The sequence below is a fragment of the Burkholderia sp. SIMBA_062 genome (assembly GCF_046534765.1).
Taxonomy (GTDB): domain Bacteria; phylum Pseudomonadota; class Gammaproteobacteria; order Burkholderiales; family Burkholderiaceae; genus Burkholderia; species Burkholderia ambifaria.
Genome location: NZ_JAWRYD010000007.1, coordinates 230,653 through 246,346, shown reverse-complemented (window position 1 = coordinate 246,346; position 15,694 = coordinate 230,653). Strand labels below are relative to the sequence as shown.

At 66.8% G+C, this 15,694-nt stretch carries 14 protein-coding genes; 8 read left to right on the top strand and 6 right to left on the bottom strand.

Annotated elements, in window-relative coordinates:
- Positions 1–18 precede the first annotated feature (18 nt).
- From SB786_RS10285 to SB786_RS10260, 6 genes are all read right to left on the bottom strand, one after another.
- Entirely contained in the window at positions 19–1,344 is a 1,326-nt protein-coding gene (locus tag SB786_RS10285) for an MFS transporter (protein WP_410727362.1), read from the bottom strand.
- A 137-nt stretch (positions 1,345–1,481) separates the two neighbouring features.
- The gene (locus tag SB786_RS10280; protein ID WP_410727384.1) at positions 1,482–2,120 is read right to left on the bottom strand and encodes an aldolase; all 639 of its coding nucleotides are present in this window, start codon (positions 2,118–2,120) and stop codon (positions 1,482–1,484) included.
- Positions 2,120–3,418, bottom strand: coding sequence for a 3-oxo-tetronate kinase (gene otnK, locus SB786_RS10275; protein WP_410727361.1), 1,299 nt, complete (start codon positions 3,416–3,418; stop codon positions 2,120–2,122). The genes SB786_RS10280 and otnK overlap by 1 nt, the downstream gene beginning before the upstream one ends.
- Before the next feature lie 19 nt (positions 3,419–3,437).
- A complete protein-coding gene (gene ltnD, locus SB786_RS10270; protein ID WP_410727360.1) occupies positions 3,438–4,328 on the bottom strand; it encodes an L-threonate dehydrogenase in 891 nt (296 codons plus the stop codon).
- Positions 4,329–4,397: 69 nt separating this feature from the next.
- Complete coding sequence (locus SB786_RS10265; protein WP_410727359.1) at positions 4,398–5,102, bottom strand: FadR/GntR family transcriptional regulator; 705 nt, start codon at positions 5,100–5,102, stop codon at positions 4,398–4,400.
- 203 nt (positions 5,103–5,305) lie between these two features.
- Positions 5,306–6,379, bottom strand: a complete 1,074-nt coding sequence (locus tag SB786_RS10260) for a GlxA family transcriptional regulator (protein ID WP_410727358.1) — start codon at positions 6,377–6,379, stop codon at positions 5,306–5,308.
- Positions 6,380–6,624: 245 nt separating this feature from the next.
- On the opposite strand from SB786_RS10260, the gene SB786_RS10255 reads away from it, so the two are divergent.
- The 8 genes from SB786_RS10255 to SB786_RS10220 all read left to right on the top strand — a co-directional run bounded on the left by SB786_RS10255 (position 6,625) and on the right by SB786_RS10220 (position 15,589).
- Positions 6,625–8,010, top strand: a complete 1,386-nt coding sequence (locus tag SB786_RS10255; protein WP_410727357.1) for an L-serine ammonia-lyase — start codon at positions 6,625–6,627, stop codon at positions 8,008–8,010.
- Between the two features lie 15 nt (positions 8,011–8,025).
- Positions 8,026–9,270, top strand: a complete 1,245-nt coding sequence (locus tag SB786_RS10250; RefSeq protein WP_006480591.1) for a sarcosine oxidase subunit beta family protein — start codon at positions 8,026–8,028, stop codon at positions 9,268–9,270.
- 21 nt (positions 9,271–9,291) lie between these two features.
- Entirely contained in the window at positions 9,292–9,606 is a 315-nt protein-coding gene (locus tag SB786_RS10245; RefSeq protein ID WP_006757386.1) for a sarcosine oxidase subunit delta, read from the top strand.
- Positions 9,603–12,614, top strand: a complete 3,012-nt coding sequence (locus SB786_RS10240; protein ID WP_410727355.1) for a sarcosine oxidase subunit alpha family protein — start codon at positions 9,603–9,605, stop codon at positions 12,612–12,614. Before SB786_RS10245 ends, SB786_RS10240 begins: the two co-directional genes overlap by 4 nt.
- The gene (locus SB786_RS10235; RefSeq protein WP_410727354.1) at positions 12,604–13,233 is read left to right on the top strand and encodes a sarcosine oxidase subunit gamma; all 630 of its coding nucleotides are present in this window, start codon (positions 12,604–12,606) and stop codon (positions 13,231–13,233) included. The genes SB786_RS10240 and SB786_RS10235 overlap by 11 nt, the downstream gene beginning before the upstream one ends.
- On the top strand, positions 13,230–13,670 hold the full coding sequence (locus SB786_RS10230; RefSeq protein ID WP_006749884.1) for a dihydroneopterin aldolase: 441 nt from the start codon (positions 13,230–13,232) through the stop codon (positions 13,668–13,670). The genes SB786_RS10235 and SB786_RS10230 overlap by 4 nt, the downstream gene beginning before the upstream one ends.
- Before the next feature lie 240 nt (positions 13,671–13,910).
- Positions 13,911–14,237, top strand: coding sequence for a helix-turn-helix domain-containing protein (locus SB786_RS10225; protein WP_410727353.1), 327 nt, complete (start codon positions 13,911–13,913; stop codon positions 14,235–14,237).
- Positions 14,237–15,589 (top strand): HipA domain-containing protein, encoded by a 1,353-nt coding sequence (locus tag SB786_RS10220; protein WP_410727352.1) that lies wholly within the window; start codon positions 14,237–14,239, stop codon positions 15,587–15,589. Before SB786_RS10225 ends, SB786_RS10220 begins: the two co-directional genes overlap by 1 nt.
- Positions 15,590–15,694 lie beyond the last annotated feature (105 nt).

Sequence of the window (15,694 nt, the reverse complement as noted above, 5' to 3'; positions counted from 1 at the left end):
CGTCGAATGGCGGCAGGCTCAGCGGTTCACGAGTTTCGCGGGCGTGAGCCACACGGCGATCGCACCGATCACGAGCATCGACGCGAGCACGTACATGCCCGACGACGTGCTGTGCGTGAGGTCCTTCAGGTAGCCGATCACGTACGGGCTCGCGAACCCGGCGAGGTTGCCGACCGAGTTGATGATCGCGATCCCGGCGGCAGCGGCGGAGCCGGCGAGGAACGCGGTCGGCAGCGACCAGAACAGCGGTGCGCAGGTCAGCACGCCGCCCGCCGCGAGCGACAGGAACACGATCGACACCGCCGTATTGTGCGAGTACGACGCGGCGACCGCAAACCCGACGGCGCCCATCAGCGCCGGCACGATCAGGTGCCAGCGGCGTTCGCGGTGCTTGTCCGCGCTGTGGCCGAACAGGTTCATCACGACGATCGCGACGACGAACGGAATCGCCGACAGCAGGCCGATCTGCAACGTATCGGTGATGCCGGTCGACTTGACGAGCGTCGGCATCCAGAACGTGAGGCCGTACTGGCCGGTGACGAACGCGAAGTAGATCAGCGACATCCACCACATGCGCGGGTCGGAGAACACGGCCTTCAGCGAATGGCCGTGCTTCTGTTGCTCCTGCGGCTGCGCGGCGATTTCATCCTCGAGCAGCTGCTTCTCGCGCTCGTCGAGCCACTTCGCGCCGCGGATGCTGTTGTCGAGATACAGGATCGTCGCGATGCCGACGAGCACGGCCGGCACGGCCTCGATCATGAACATCCATTGCCAGCCGTGAAAGCCCGAGCCGCCGTGAAAGCGTTCCATGATCCAGCCCGACAGCGGGTTGCCGAAGATGCCTGACACCGGAATCGCCGACATGAACACCGCGATGATCTTCGCGCGGCGATGCGACGGGAACCAGTACGTGAGGTACAGGATCACGCCCGGATAGAAGCCGGCTTCCGCGAGACCGAGGAGAAAGCGCAGCACGTAGAACTGCGTCGGCGTCTGCACGAACGCGAACACGGCCGACAGCAGGCCCCACGTGATCATGATTCGCGCGATCCAGATGCGCGCGCCGATGCGGTGCATCAGCAGGTTGCTCGGCAGCTCGAACAGGAAGTAGCCGAGGAAGAAGATGCCGGCGCCAAGGCCGAACACGGTTTCGCTGAACGCGAGGTCCTGCGACATCTGCAGCTTCGCGAAGCCGACGTTTACGCGGTCCAGATACGCGACCACGTAGCAGAGCATCAGGAACGGCACGATGCGCCAGAACACTTTCTTGTAGGTGCGGTCGAGCTCGGCCGATTGGGCGGGCGCGGCGGGCGAGCGGCTTGCGGCCGCGTCGAGAGCAGTCATCGTCGTCTCCATCGATGTCGTGTGCCGGCGGCGCGTACGCCGCCGGATCGTGTGTGTGCTGAGGCAAGGGCCCGCGCACACGGCGGGCATGGGAATCGGTACGTCGCTCGCGCGTGGTCCGTGCGCGATGCGTCGCGCTACCAGCGCGCGCCGAAGGCCTGGCGCAGTTCGTCGAGTGCGGCGTCGGACAGCGGCTCGGGCTTCGGATGCGTCATCAGCCACAGCCGCGCGGTTTCCTCGAGTTCCTCGAGCGCATACGACGCGTGCGACACCGACGGCCCCCACATCACCGGGCCGAGACGCTCGAGCAGCACGCCGCGCACCTGGTCGGCGAGCGCCGCGACTTCGGCCGCGACGGCCGGGTCGCCGGGGCGGCGATAGCGGACGAGCGGAATGTGGCCGACCTTCATCACGTAGTACGGTGTGATCGGCGGCAGCACGTCGGAGTCGCGCCACACGCCCGCGAGCGTCAGCGCGACGAGGTGCGTCGAATGCGTATGGACGATGCCGTTGACTTCGGTGTTGCGCGCGTAGATCCCGCGATGCAGCGCGAGTGTCTTCGACGGCCTGCCGCCCGATACCGGCTGGCCGTCGAGGCCGACCTTCGCGATGTCGTTCGGGTCGAGCCGGCCGAGGCACGCATCGGTCGGCGTGATCAACCAGCCGTCGGCAAGCCGCGCGCTGATGTTGCCGGCGCTGCCGACCGCATGGCCGCGCGCATACAGGCTCGCGCCGACCACGCAGATCTCTTCGCGCAGTTTCGCTTCGTCGCGCATCATGCGGCTCCGTCGAGGGCGCGCAGCGCCTTGTCGAAAAAGTCCACCGTGCCGAAGTTGCCGGACTTCAGCGCGAGGCCGAGCGGCTGCGCGTCGATGGTGGCGGTGGCCGGCACGCCGGGGTCGATCTGCGCGCCGATCTGCAGCGACTTCACGTCCAGCGCCTGCACGACCGCGCCGGACGTCTCGCCGCCGGCGACGACGAACTTGCGCACGCCGAGCTCGCGCAAGCCGCGGGCGATCGCCGCGAGCGTGCTTTCGACGAGATGGCCGGCCGCTTCGACGCCGAGCGCCTGCTGGACGGCCTTCACTTCGTCGGGCGTGGCGGTCGCGTAGATCAGCACCGGCTGCGGCAGGTGCGAGCGCGCAAAGGCGAGCGCCTGCTCGACGACGGGTTCGCCGCGCGAGGCCGCAAGCGGATCGATGCGGAAGCTCGGCCGGGTCGCGCGCCATGCGGCGACCTGCGCGTTCGTGGCCTTCGATGCGCTGCCGGCGAGCACGGCCGACAGGCCTTCGATGCGCGGTAGCGACGCCGCGTTGTCGCGCTCGGGCAGTTGCTCCGCGCGGCGGAAATTCGCGGGCAGGCCGAGCGCGATGCCCGAGCCGCCGGTGACGAGCGGCAGGCCCGCGCATGCTTCGCCGAGTACGTAGAGATCGCGATCCGACAGCGCGTCGGCGATCGCGAAACGCGTGCCTTCGGCGCGCAGCTGGTCGATCCGCGCACGCACGGCGGCCGCGCCGAGCGCGATCGTGTCGTAGCGGATCAGGCCGACCTGCGATTTCGTCTGCTGCTGCAGCACGCGCACGAGGTTCGCGTCCTTCATCGGCGTGAGCGGATGGTTCTCCATTCCCGATTCGTTCAGCGGCACGTCGCCGACGAACAGGTGGCCGCGATAGATCGTGCGGCCGTTCTCGGGGAACGCCGGGCACGCGATCGTGAAGTCGCCGCCGGCCGCATCGAGCAGCGCGTCGGCCACCGGCCCGATGTTGCCCGCGTCGGTCGAGTCGAACGTCGAGCAGTACTTGAAGAAAAACTGGCGGCATCCTTGCGCGCGCAACCATTCATACGCGGCGAGCGATTGCGCGACGGCGTCGGCGGCGGGAATCGTGCGCGACTTCAGCGCGACGACGATCGCATCGGCGTCGACCATGGTGTCGAGTGCGGCGCCGTCGGCGGGCACGCCGATCGTCTGCACGGTACGCATGCCGCTCTTGACGAGCATGTTCGCGAGATCGGTCGCGCCGGTGAAATCGTCGGCGATGCAGCCGAGCAGGGGACGGGAAGCGGAGGCGGTCATGGCAGGAGCGTGATTCGAATCAGCGGGCGGGCGGCAGCGTGATGCCGGGGAAAGTCTTGATCACGGCGGAATCGTCCTCGCCGCCGTGGCCGGCGCTCGACGCGCTCATGAACATCTGGTGCGCGGTGGCCGACAGCGGCAGCGGGAACTTGCTGCGGCGCGCGGTATCGAGCACGAGGCCGAGATCCTTCACGAAGATGTCGACGGCCGACAGCGGCGTGTAGTCGCCGTTCAGGATGTGCGGGACGCGGCTCTCGAACATCCACGAATTGCCGGCGCTGTGCGTGATCACGTCGTACAGCGCGTCGGCGTCGACGCCTTCGCGCAGGCCGAGCGCCATCGCCTCCGCGGCCGCCGCGATATGCACGCCGGCCAGCAGCTGGTTGATGATCTTCACTTTCGAGCCGATGCCGTGCGCGTCGCCGAGGCGATACACCTTGCCGGCGATCGCGGCGAGTACGTCGTCGCAACCCGCATACGCGGCGGCCGGGCCCGACGTCATCATCGTCATCTCGCCCGAGGCCGCGCGCGCGGCGCCGCCGGACACCGGAGCGTCGAGCATCTGCAGGCCCGCGGACTCGATGCGCACGCCGAGCGCGACCGCGAAGTCGGGCGCGACGGTCGCGCTCGCGATCACGACGCCGCCCGGCTTCATCGCCGCGACCGCGCCGTGCTCGCCGAACAGCACCGTTTCAGTCTGCGCGGCATTGACGACGAGCGTGACGACGACGTCGCACTGCGCGCCGAGTTCGGCCGGGCTCGCGCAGGCCACGCCGCCTTCGGCTGCGAACGCCTGCAGCACGGTGTCGCGCACGTCGCATGCGTGCACGCGGAACCCCGCGCGCAGCAGTGAGCGGGCGACGCCCAGACCCATTGCGCCGAGGCCGATGACTCCAACATTTCGTGACATGGTCAACCTTGATCGATTCGGGAAGAGGTTCGGGACGGTGGCGGCGCAGGGGGAGCACCGCCACCGGCTTCAGCAGATGCCGGCTTCCGCGAGACGGCGCGCGGCGTTGTACATGTGCGTGCGCGCCGCGTTGCGCGCCGCCATCGGGTCGCGCGCGCGGATCGCGTCGGCGATCGCCGCGTGTTCCTCGCGCACCTGCCGCGAGAAATCCTCGCGCGTCGCTTCGTTGCGTCGCGTGACCTTCACGCCGGCCTCGAGGTACTGATTCAGGAACTGCAGCGTCTTGAGGAAATACGGATTGCCGGTGACGGCCGCGATCGTGCGGTGGAACGCGACGTCTTCCGCGACGCCGTCGCGCCCATCGGCCGCCGCGTCGTCGATCTTGCGCAGCGCGTCGTCGATGTCGGCCATGTCGTCGGCGGTGTGGTGCAGCGCGGCTTCGGCCGCGACTTCAGCCTCGATCGCGCGGCGCACCGCGAGCAGGTGCGGCAGCGAGCTGGCCTCGACGGCTTCCGCGTAGTCGATCCGCAGCGGCCGGATCGCGCCGTGCTGGTTCACGTACACGCCGCTGCCCTGGCGCGGCTCGACCACGCCTTCGTTCTTCAGCCGCGAGATCGCCTCGCGGATCACGGTGCGGCTCACGCCGAATTCCTGCGCGAGCACGGCTTCCGTCGGCAACTTGCCGCTGGCCGAGAAGCTGCCGGCTTCGATCTGCTTGAGCAGCTGCTGCGCGACGTGATCGCTCATTGCACGGGCGGGAATTTTCTCGAACATGGCGCTCTAGCTTGTAAGGTGATGTGGTCATCATACAAATTTGGAAGAGCGTCAACATCCGGAATAACCCTCAATCAACACGGGAGAACGTCGGTCAAGTTGATTGGAACCGGTTCCAATTGGCCGCGAACATGCGGCGATCGTGCGCGGTTCGACGCGCGGTCGGGGAGCAAAGGGAGCGCGCCGGCGACGGCGAGCGATCGTCAGTCGGCGATGTCTTCGACGGGATCGGCATCCGTCGCGGCCGGCACCGCGACTTCCGCGACCTCTCCGCCGCGCTCGCGATAGGTCGCCGGCGGCACGCCGAACTGCTTGCGGAACTCACGGCCGAGGTGCGACGCGTCGGCGAACCCGCAACTCGACGCGATATCGGCGACGGTGCGGTCGGAACTGGTCAGCAGCCACGCGGCGGTGCGCAGCCGCACCTGCTTCGCGAACGCCTGCGGGCTCCTGCCTGTCTCGGCCTTGAACAGCCGCTCGAGCTGGCGCGTCGACATGTCGAGCTTGCACGCGAGTTCCTCGAGCGGCAGCGAGCGCCCGACATGCTGTTCCATCAGGAGAATCGCGCGCTTGACCTTCGGGTGCGTGGCCGGCTCGAGGCCGGGCGGATGCGGCTGCGGCGCATTGCCTTTCTGCATCTCGCCGACGAGCAGGATGCGCAGCGCCTTCTGCACGGTCGCATGGTCGAAATGGCGCAGCAGGATCGCGGCGGCGACGTCGATCGACGCGCGCCCGCCCGAGCAGGTGATGCGGCGCTGGTCCATCACGAACAGGCGGTCGGCGATCAGCAGGTCGGGATCGGCGCTCGGGAAGCGCTCGATGAAATCCCAGTAGTGGAACCAGCTCACGCAGGTGCGATAGCCGTCGAGCACCTTCGCGCGCATCAGCGTAAACACGCCCGTGCAGATGCCGACGACCGTCGCGCCGCCCGCCGCCGAGCGGCGGATGAACTCGAGCGTTTCGGGGCCGGCTTGCGGCCCCGAGTGCAGCAGCCCGCCGACCACGACCACGTAGTCGAATGGTTCGGCCCCTTCGAAGGTCTCCCACGGCGTGATCTGGATCCCGCAGCTCGCGCGCACCGGCGCCAGCGTTTCGCCGATCACGCTCCACGCGCAGCGCACGGGCTTGCTGTAGTCGCCGTCGTCGGCCGACAGCCGCAGCATGTCGACGAAACCGGAGAAGGCCGTGAGCGTGAAGTTCGGCAGCAGCACGATGCCGAAGCGGATGCGCTGCGGCGCTGGTTCGGCGAGGGGGGAAGCGGGTACGTCGGGTGTCATCGCGGTCAATCTCGTCACGCCGGAAAGGCAGGTCTCACTCGTTTCATTCACTCTGCGGGCACGGCGGGAGGCCGACTTGTGCTTTTGCGTCGCGAATCATCGCCAAAACGCACTTTGCGGGCGGCCGGCGCGGGGCTTGGCGGCGCTATCCCACGCCGATGCCGTTTTTGTTCTATCTGCCAATTTTACGCTTTGATGTACTGATGCCAACGACATTTCACGTACGCCCACCCAGAGGAAGCCAGATGAACGTCAGCGCGTTCGACCTGTTCAAGATCGGCATCGGCCCGTCCAGTTCGCACACGGTCGGCCCGATGATCGCCGCGTGCCGCTTCGCATCGCACATCGAGGACGCGAACCTGCTCGGCTTCGTGCGGCGCGTGCGGGTCGAACTATACGGCTCGCTCGGTGCAACGGGCAAGGGCCACGGCACCGACAAGGCGGTGCTGCTCGGTCTCGAGGGCCACCTGCCGGACACGATCGATCCGGACCTGATCGAGCCGCGGCTCGCCGGGATCCGCGCGGAGAAGTCGCTGGCGCTGCTCGGCAAGCAGACGATCCGCTTCGACGAGAAGGAGAACATCGGCTTCTATCGCAAGCTGATGAGCGGCACGAGCATCGTGCACCCGAACGGGATGCGCTTCCAGGCGTTCGACGAGCACGGCCAGTTGCTCGTCGAGAAAGAGTATTACTCGGTCGGCGGCGGCTTCGTGGTCAATCGCGACGGCGATCGCGTGAACGGCGTGCGCGCGGCGGTCGAAGTGCCGTATCCGTTCCGTACCGGCGACGACCTGATGCGCCAGTGCCGCGAACACGGGCTGTCGATCGCCGAAGTGATGCTGCGCAACGAATGCGCGCTGCGCCCCGAGGAGGAAGTGCGTGCCGGGCTGCTCGCGATCTGGCGCACGATGGCCGCATGCGTCGAGCGCGGCTGCAAGGTCGAGGGCGAACTGCCGGGCCCGATGCGCGTGAAGCGCCGTGCGGCCGAGATGAACGGGCACCTGCGTGCGCGTTCGGAAGAGTCGCTGCGCGACCCGCTGTCGATGCTCGACTGGGTCAACCTGTATGCGATGGCCGTCAACGAGGAGAACGCGGCGGGCGGCCGGGTCGTCACCGCGCCCACCAACGGCGCGGCCGGCGTGATTCCCGCGGTGCTGCACTACTACGTGAAATTCGTGCCGGGCTCGAACGAAGCCGGCATCGTCGAATTCCTGCTGACGGCCGCGGCGATCGGGATCATCTACAAGGAAACGGCGTCGATTTCGGGCGCGGAAGTCGGTTGCCAGGGCGAAGTGGGCGTCGCGTGCTCGATGGCGGCGGCCGCGCTCGCCGCGGTGATGGGCGGCACGCCCGATCAGGTCGAGAACGCGGCCGAGATCGGCATGGAGCACAACCTCGGCATGACCTGCGACCCGGTCGGGGGGCTCGTGCAGATTCCGTGCATCGAACGCAACGCGATGGGCGCGATCAAGGCGCTGAACGCGTCGCGGATGGCGCTCAAGGGTAACGGCCAGCACTACGTGTCGCTTGATTCGGTGATCAAGACGATGCGCGAGACGGGTGCCGACATGAAGACGAAATACAAGGAAACGTCGCGCGGCGGTCTTGCCGTGAACGTCATCGAATGCTAACGAAGGATCACTAACATGAGCCGCTACTCGATATTCAGCTTGTTCCGCAACGGCCTCTCGTATCACGAGAACTGGGAAAAGCAGTGGAAGAGCCCGGAACCGAAGAAGGAATACGACGTCGTGATCGTCGGCGGCGGCGGCCACGGCCTCGCGACCGCCTACTACCTCGCGAAGGAGCACGGCATCACGAACGTCGCGATCCTCGAGAAGGGCTGGATCGGCGGCGGCAACACCGCGCGCAACACGACGATCGTCCGCTCGAACTACCTGTGGGACGAATCGGCCGCGCTGTACGAGAAGGCGATGAAGCTGTGGGAAGGGCTGTCGCAGGACCTGAACTACAACGTGATGTTCAGCCAGCGCGGCGTGATGAACCTCGCGCACACGCTGCAGGACGTGCGTGACACCGAGCGCCGCGTGAATGCGAACCGGTTGAACGGCGTCGACGCCGAATTCCTGACGCCCGCGCAGATCAAGGAAATCGAGCCGACGATCAACCTGAACAGCCGCTACCCGGTGCTCGGCGCATCGATCCAGCGCCGTGCGGGCGTCGCGCGTCACGACGCGGTGGCCTGGGGCTTCGCGCGCGGCGCGGACCGCGCCGGTGTCGACATCATCCAGAACTGCCAGGTGACGGGCATTCGCCGCGAAGGCGGCGCGGTGGTCGGCGTCGATACGGTGAAGGGCTTCATCAAGGCGAAGAAGGTCGCGGTGGTGGCGGCCGGCAACACGACGACGCTCGCCGACATGGCCGGCGTGCGCCTGCCGATCGAAAGCCACCCGCTGCAGGCGCTGGTGTCCGAGCCGATCAAGCCGGTGGTCAACTCGGTGATCATGTCGAATGCCGTGCACGCGTACATCAGCCAGTCCGACAAGGGCGACCTCGTGATCGGCGCGGGTATCGACCAGTACACGGGCTTCGGCCAGCGCGGCAGCTTCCACATCATCGAAAGCACGCTGCAGGCGATCGTCGAGATGTTCCCGGTGTTCTCGCGCGTGCGGATGAACCGCCAGTGGGGCGGCATCGTCGACGTGTCGCCGGACGCGTGCCCGATCATCACCAAGACCGACGTGAAGGGCCTCTATTTCAACTGCGGCTGGGGTACCGGCGGCTTCAAGGCGACGCCGGGCTCGGGCTGGGTGTTCGCGCACACGATCGCCCGCGACGAACCGCATCCGCTGAACGCGCCGTTCGCGCTCGACCGCTTCTACACGGGCCACCTGATCGACGAGCACGGCGCTGCCGCCGTCGCACACTAACCGCACTGAGGAGAAAGAAACATGCTGCTGATCGAATGTCCGTGGTGCGGGCCGCGCGCCGAATCCGAGTTCACGTGCGGCGGTGAAGCCGACATCGTGCGCCCGGTGGCGAACGAAACCATGACCGACCGCGAATGGGGCGAATACGTGTTCATGCGCGAGAACAAGCGCGGGCTGCACAAGGAGCAATGGCTGCACACCCAGGGCTGCCGCCGCTGGTTCAAGGTGACGCGCGACACGGTGACCTACGATATCAAGGGCTACGAAAAGTTCGGCGGCGCTGCCATCAATGGCGCGGCTGCCGGCAACGCACACGAAGAGGGCACGAGCAAATGAGCCAGAAAGACCGCCTCGGCACCGGTGGCCGCATCAATCGCGCGATTCCGCTGACGTTCACGTTCAACGGCCGCACGTATCAGGGCTTCCAGGGCGACACGCTCGCGTCCGCGCTGCTCGCGAACGGCGTGCACTTCGTCGCGCGCAGTTTCAAGTACCACCGTCCGCGCGGGATCGTGACGGCGGACGTCGCGGAACCGAACGCCGTCGTGCAGCTCGAGTCCGGCCCGTACACGGTGCCGAACGCGCGCGCGACCGAGATCGAGCTGTACCAGGGCCTTGTCGCGACGAGCGTGAACGCCGAGCCGTCGCTCGAGAACGACAAGTTCGCGATCAACCAGAAGTTCTCGCGCTTCATGCCGGCCGGGTTCTACTACAAGACCTTCATGTGGCCGCGCAACATGTGGCCGAAGTACGAAGAGAAGATCCGCGAGGCCGCCGGCCTCGGCAAGGCGCCCGAAGTGCTCGACGCCGATCGCTACGACAAATGCTACGCGCACTGCGACGTGCTCGTGGTCGGCGGTGGCCCGTCGGGCCTCGCCGCCGCGCATGCGGCCGCGACGGCCGGCGCGCGCGTGATCCTCGTCGACGACCAGCGCGAGCTCGGCGGCAGCCTGCTGTCGTGCCGCGCGGAAATCGACGCGAAGCCGGCGCAGCAATGGGTCGAGAAGATCGAGGCCGAGCTGCGCAAGCTGCCCGACGTGACCATCCTGTCGCGCAGCACCGCGTTCGGTTACCAGGACCACAACCTCGTCACGATCACGCAGCGCCTGACCGATCACCAGCCGGTGTCGATGCGCAAGGGTACCCGCGAGCTGCTGTGGAAGGTCCGCGCGAAGCGCGTGATCCTCGCGACCGGCGCGCACGAGCGTCCGATCGTGTTCGGCAACAACGACCTGCCGGGCGTGATGCTCGCCGGCGCGGTGTCCACCTACGTGCATCGCTACGGCGTGATGCCGGGCCGCAACGTGGTCGTGTTCACGAACAACGATCGTGCGTACCAGACCGCGCTCGACCTGAAGGCGTGCGGTGCGAAGGTGACGGTCGTCGATTCGCGTGCGTCGTCGAACGGCGCGCTGCCTGCCGCCGCGAAGCGGCAGGGCGTGACGGTGATGAGCGGTGCCGTGGTGACGTCCGCTTCGGGCAAGTGGCGCGTATCGTCGGTCGACGTCGCGTCCTACACGAACGGTCAGACCGGCAGCAAGCTGCAGTCGCTGCCGTGCGACCTCGTCGCGATGTCGGGCGGCTTCAGCCCGGTGCTGCACCTGTTCGCGCAGTCCGGCGGCAAGGCATGCTGGAACGACGAGAAGGCGTGCTTCCTGCCGGGCAAGCCCGTGCAGGCCGAGGCGAGCGTCGGTGCGGCGGCGGGCGAGTTCGGTCTCGCACGTGCGTTGCGGCTCGCACTCGACGCGGGCGTCGAAGCGGCGAAGGCCGCCGGCTTCGCGGCTCCGCAGCGCGTAGTCGCGCCGCAAGTCGCCGAAACCGTCGAAGGCGCGCCGCAGCCGTTGTGGCTCGTCGGCAGCCGCGAGGCCGCCGCACGCGGGCCGAAGCAGTTCGTCGACTTCCAGAACGACGTGGCAGCCGCCGACATCCTGCTTGCCGCGCGCGAAGGCTTCGAGTCGGTCGAGCACGTGAAGCGCTACACCGCGATGGGCTTCGGCACCGACCAGGGCAAGCTCGGCAACATCAACGGGATGGCGATCCTCGCGCAGGCGCTCGGCAAGACGATTCCCGAAACGGGCACGACGACGTTCCGCCCGAACTACACGCCGGTGTCGTTCGGTACGTTCGCGGGCCGCGAGACCGGCGATTTCCTCGACCCGATCCGCAAGACGGCCGTGCATGAATGGCACGTCGAGCACGGCGCGCTGTTCGAGGACGTCGGCAACTGGAAGCGGCCGTGGTATTTCCCGAAGAACGGCGAGGATTTGCATGCGGCCGTGAAGCGCGAATGCCTCGCGGTGCGCAACGGTGTCGGCATCCTCGACGCGTCGACGCTCGGCAAGATCGACATCCAGGGTCCGGACGCGGTGAAGCTGCTGAACTGGATGTACACGAACCCGTGGAACAAGCTCGAAATCGGCAAGTGCCGCTACGGGCTGATGCTTGACGAAAACGGGATGGTGTTCGACGACGGCGTGACGGTGCGCCTCGCCGACCAGCATTTCATGATGACGACGACCACCGGCGGCGCGGCGCGCGTGCTCACGTGGCTCGAGCGCTGGCTGCAGACCGAATGGCCCGACATGAAGGTGCGGCTCGCGTCCGTCACCGATCACTGGGCGACGTTCGCGGTGGTCGGCCCGAAGAGCCGCAAGGTCGTGCAGAAGGTGTGTCAGGACATCGACTTCGGCAACGAGGCATTCCCGTTCATGAGCTACCGGAACGGCACCGTCGCGGGCGCGAAGGCGCGCGTGATGCGGATCAGCTTCTCCGGCGAACTCGCGTACGAAGTGAACGTGCCGGCCAATGCAGGCCGCGCGGTGTGGGAAGCGCTGATGGCGGCCGGTGCCGAGTTCGACATCACGCCGTACGGCACCGAGACGATGCACGTGCTGCGCGCGGAGAAGGGCTACATCATCGTCGGCCAGGACACCGACGGCTCGGTCACGCCGTACGACCTCGGGATGGGCGGGCTCGTCGCGAAGTCGAAGGACTTCCTCGGCAAGCGTTCGCTGGCTCGCTCGGATACGTCGAAGGAAGGCCGCAAGCAGTTCGTCGGCCTGCTGACCGAGGACGAACAGTTCGTGCTGCCGGAAGGCGCGCAGATCATCGCGAAGGACACGCAGGTGTCGGCGGTCGATCCGACGCCGATGATCGGCCACGTGACGTCGAGTTATTACAGCCCGATCCTGAAGCGCTCGATTGCGCTGGCGGTGGTGAAGGGCGGCCTGAACAAGATGGGCGAGAGCGTCGTGATTCCGCTGGCCAACGGCCGCCGCGTCACCGCGAAGATCTCGAGCCCGGTTTTCTACGATACCGAAGGGGTGCGCCAGCATGTGGAATGAAACGAGAAACCAGACGCCGGTGGCCGGCGTGGGCGTGACGCTTGAATCGCCGCTCGTCGGCTCGGCCGATGTGCTGAAGCCGCATCAGGCGCGTGCATCGAAGAAGTTCACGCTGCGCGAGCGGCCGTTCCTCGATCTCGTGAACGTGCGCGGCGAGTTGAGCGACCCGGCATTCGTCAGCGCGTTCGAGCGCGTGGTCGGCTGCCGGCCGCCGTCGGCGCCGAACACGGTGGCGCGCGCCGCCGAGTACGACGTGCTCTGGCTCGGTCCCGACGAGTGGCTCGTGCGCTCGAACGGGCCCGTCCAGTCGGGCGTGCTCGAGGCGCAGCTCGCGGAGGCCGTGCAGGGTTCGTATGCGGCGGCCGTCGACGTCGGCAGCGGCTACACGGTGGTCGAGGTCAGCGGCGAACGCGTGCGCGACGTGATCGCGCGCGGCTGCCCGCTCGATCTGCATCCGCGCGTGCTCAAGCCGGGCCAGTGCGCGCAGTCGCACTACTTCAAGTCGCCGATCACGCTGATCCCGACCGGCGACGATACGTTCGAGATCGTCCTGCGTCGCAGCTTCGCCGACTATTTCGTGCGCATCATGCTCGACGCCGCGGCGCCGCTCGCATCATGAAGCCGTTCGACGAGCCGTTCGTGGCGATCGACGCGCCGCGCCTGCGCGGGCGTGGCTGGAGCGTGTTCGTCGACGAACTGAAGGTGCCCGCGCGAATCGGCATCCACGCGCACGAGCACGAGGCGCCGCAGCCGATCGTGATCGATGCGCGGCTTGGGTATCGCTGCGAGCCGAGCGAGCAGGGCGAGTGGATCGACTACGACGGCTACTGCGCGCGTGTCGCGTCGTTCCTGTCGCACAAGCCGCATACGCGGCTGCTCGAAACGCTCGTCGCCGATCTCGCGGTGCTGTCGTTTCGCGAATGGCCCGCGCTGGAGTCGCTGACGCTGTCGATGTACAAGCCGAAGATCCGGCCGGGGACGAAGCGCGTCGGCGTGTCGCTCGACTGGACGCGTGGGGATTACCTGCGGTGGACGGGGGCGGCGGGGCAGTTGTGAGCGGGGGCCCGGGTCGCGGGCGATCCGGTCAACTCGGGCGGCGGCGCGGAAGCGTCGCCGCGCTCGTTTTAATTCCTGAAATATCGGAACAAAGGGCGGTGAGCCTACCGCGTGCGGCATTGTTCCTGAAATAGCGGAATAATTGGGCTTTCGGTCTATTGTCGACTATAATTCCGACATTCTCGTAACTATGTCGTCAGGCACAAGGCGTCAGCGCTTTGTTCCTGAAATAACGGAATTATGGCGCGTACCTTACCGCGACCGATCGCGGCACCCGACCCGCTCGCACTGGATCTCGCAGCGCTGGGGACGCTCGTGCGCAACCGACGAGCCCAGGCCCAGATGCGGATCGATGATGCGGCCGATATGCTCGGCGTCTCCAAGGACGTGCTGTCACGGCTCGAGAACGGCCGCGCGGTAAGTCTCGACAAGCTGTTCAAGGTACTGGACGGCCTCGGCCTCAAGTTGCTGGTCGTACCGAAACGTGACGTCCCCGCGGCGCGCAACGCATTGCGCGAGCATATGCAGAAGCGTGTCTCGTCACCTGATTCGCACGAGGGCGTGTAATGGTCCATCGCCTGCGCGTCTCGACCGACGGCTCGCTCGTCGGGCAATTGACCTACGACGCCGGTCGCGACGATTACGGCTTTTCGTACGACCCGGCGTGGCTCGCGCGTGGCGATGCGTTCGCGTTATCGCCGTGCATTCCGCTCGATGGCGGCACGCCGCCGGCGGGCGCGGTCCAGCGCTTCGTGGGTAACTTGCTGCCCGAGGGCCGTGCGCTCGACGTGGCCGCATCGATGTATCAGATCTCGAAGGACAACGTATTCGGCCTCATCCGGATGCTCGGCAAGGAGCCGGTCGGTGCGTTGAGTTTCGTTCCGGATGACGATTCGGCCGCGGAAGTGCCCGAAAGCCCTGAACCCGTGCGTCGGCCGATTTCGGCGGAAGAGCTGACCGATCGTATCCGCAAGCGCGATGCGATCCCGTTTGCCGTCTGGGACGATCGGGTGCGCCTGTCGATCGCCGGTCATCAGGACAAGTTGCAAGTGCTCGTCGAGGGCGAGCAGTTCTCGCTTGTCGATGGTGCGCTCAGCAGCTCGCATATTCTGAAGCCCGAGTCGCGTAGCCCGAATGCGCCGTTCATGGTCGCGAACGAGCATTTCTGCATGACGCTGGCGGCTCGCATGGGCCTGCCGGTCGCGCATGTCGAGATTCGGCGCATCCCCGAACCGATTCTGCTGATCGAACGATTCGACCGGATCGTGACGACCGAGCCGGGCGATCCGCACCGCGTGAGCGCGGTGCGGCGACTTCATATCATCGACGGATGCCAGGCCCTCGATTTACCGGCGACGCTCAAGTACGAGCGCAATCTCGGCAACAACGAGGACGTTCGCAATATCCGCGAAGGCGTGAGCTTCGAGCGACTGTTCTCGTTGACGCCGTCTCTCGAGACGCCGGCCGCCGCACGTTCGGCCATGCTGCGCTGGGCATTGTTGCAACTGCTGATCGGCAACAGCGACGCGCACGGCAAGAACATTTCGTTTTTCGTCAGCAGCGGCGGGCTCGCTCCGGCGCCGCTGTACGATCTGGTATGCGTGAACGTGTACGGGGACGCCTATGTACAAGACATGGCAATGGCGTACGGAGATGTGTTCCGTACCGAGGAGCTGACCGCTTTCGCGCTCGCGGACTTCGCGCATCGTGCGCAGATTCGGCCGACACTCGTTGCACGCGAAATGACGAGGATGGCGACCCTGGCTGCGAAACTGGCTCCCGAGCTGGCGCGATCGGACGTCTATGCGGGCGACGAGCATGCATGGGTGCACCGTATTTCGGAGTACGTTCGGAATCAGGCCGATCGCGTGCTTCGCATTGCACCCATGGTGCCCAAGGTCAACGTGGAACTGCTCTGATCTCGCGCGGTTCGCCTGCAATTGCCGCGACTCCGATCCTGCGTGTCGCGGTGCTCGCCTAAAGACGATTAAAGACGCAGGTCTTCATCGAGTTTCTGCACGCGC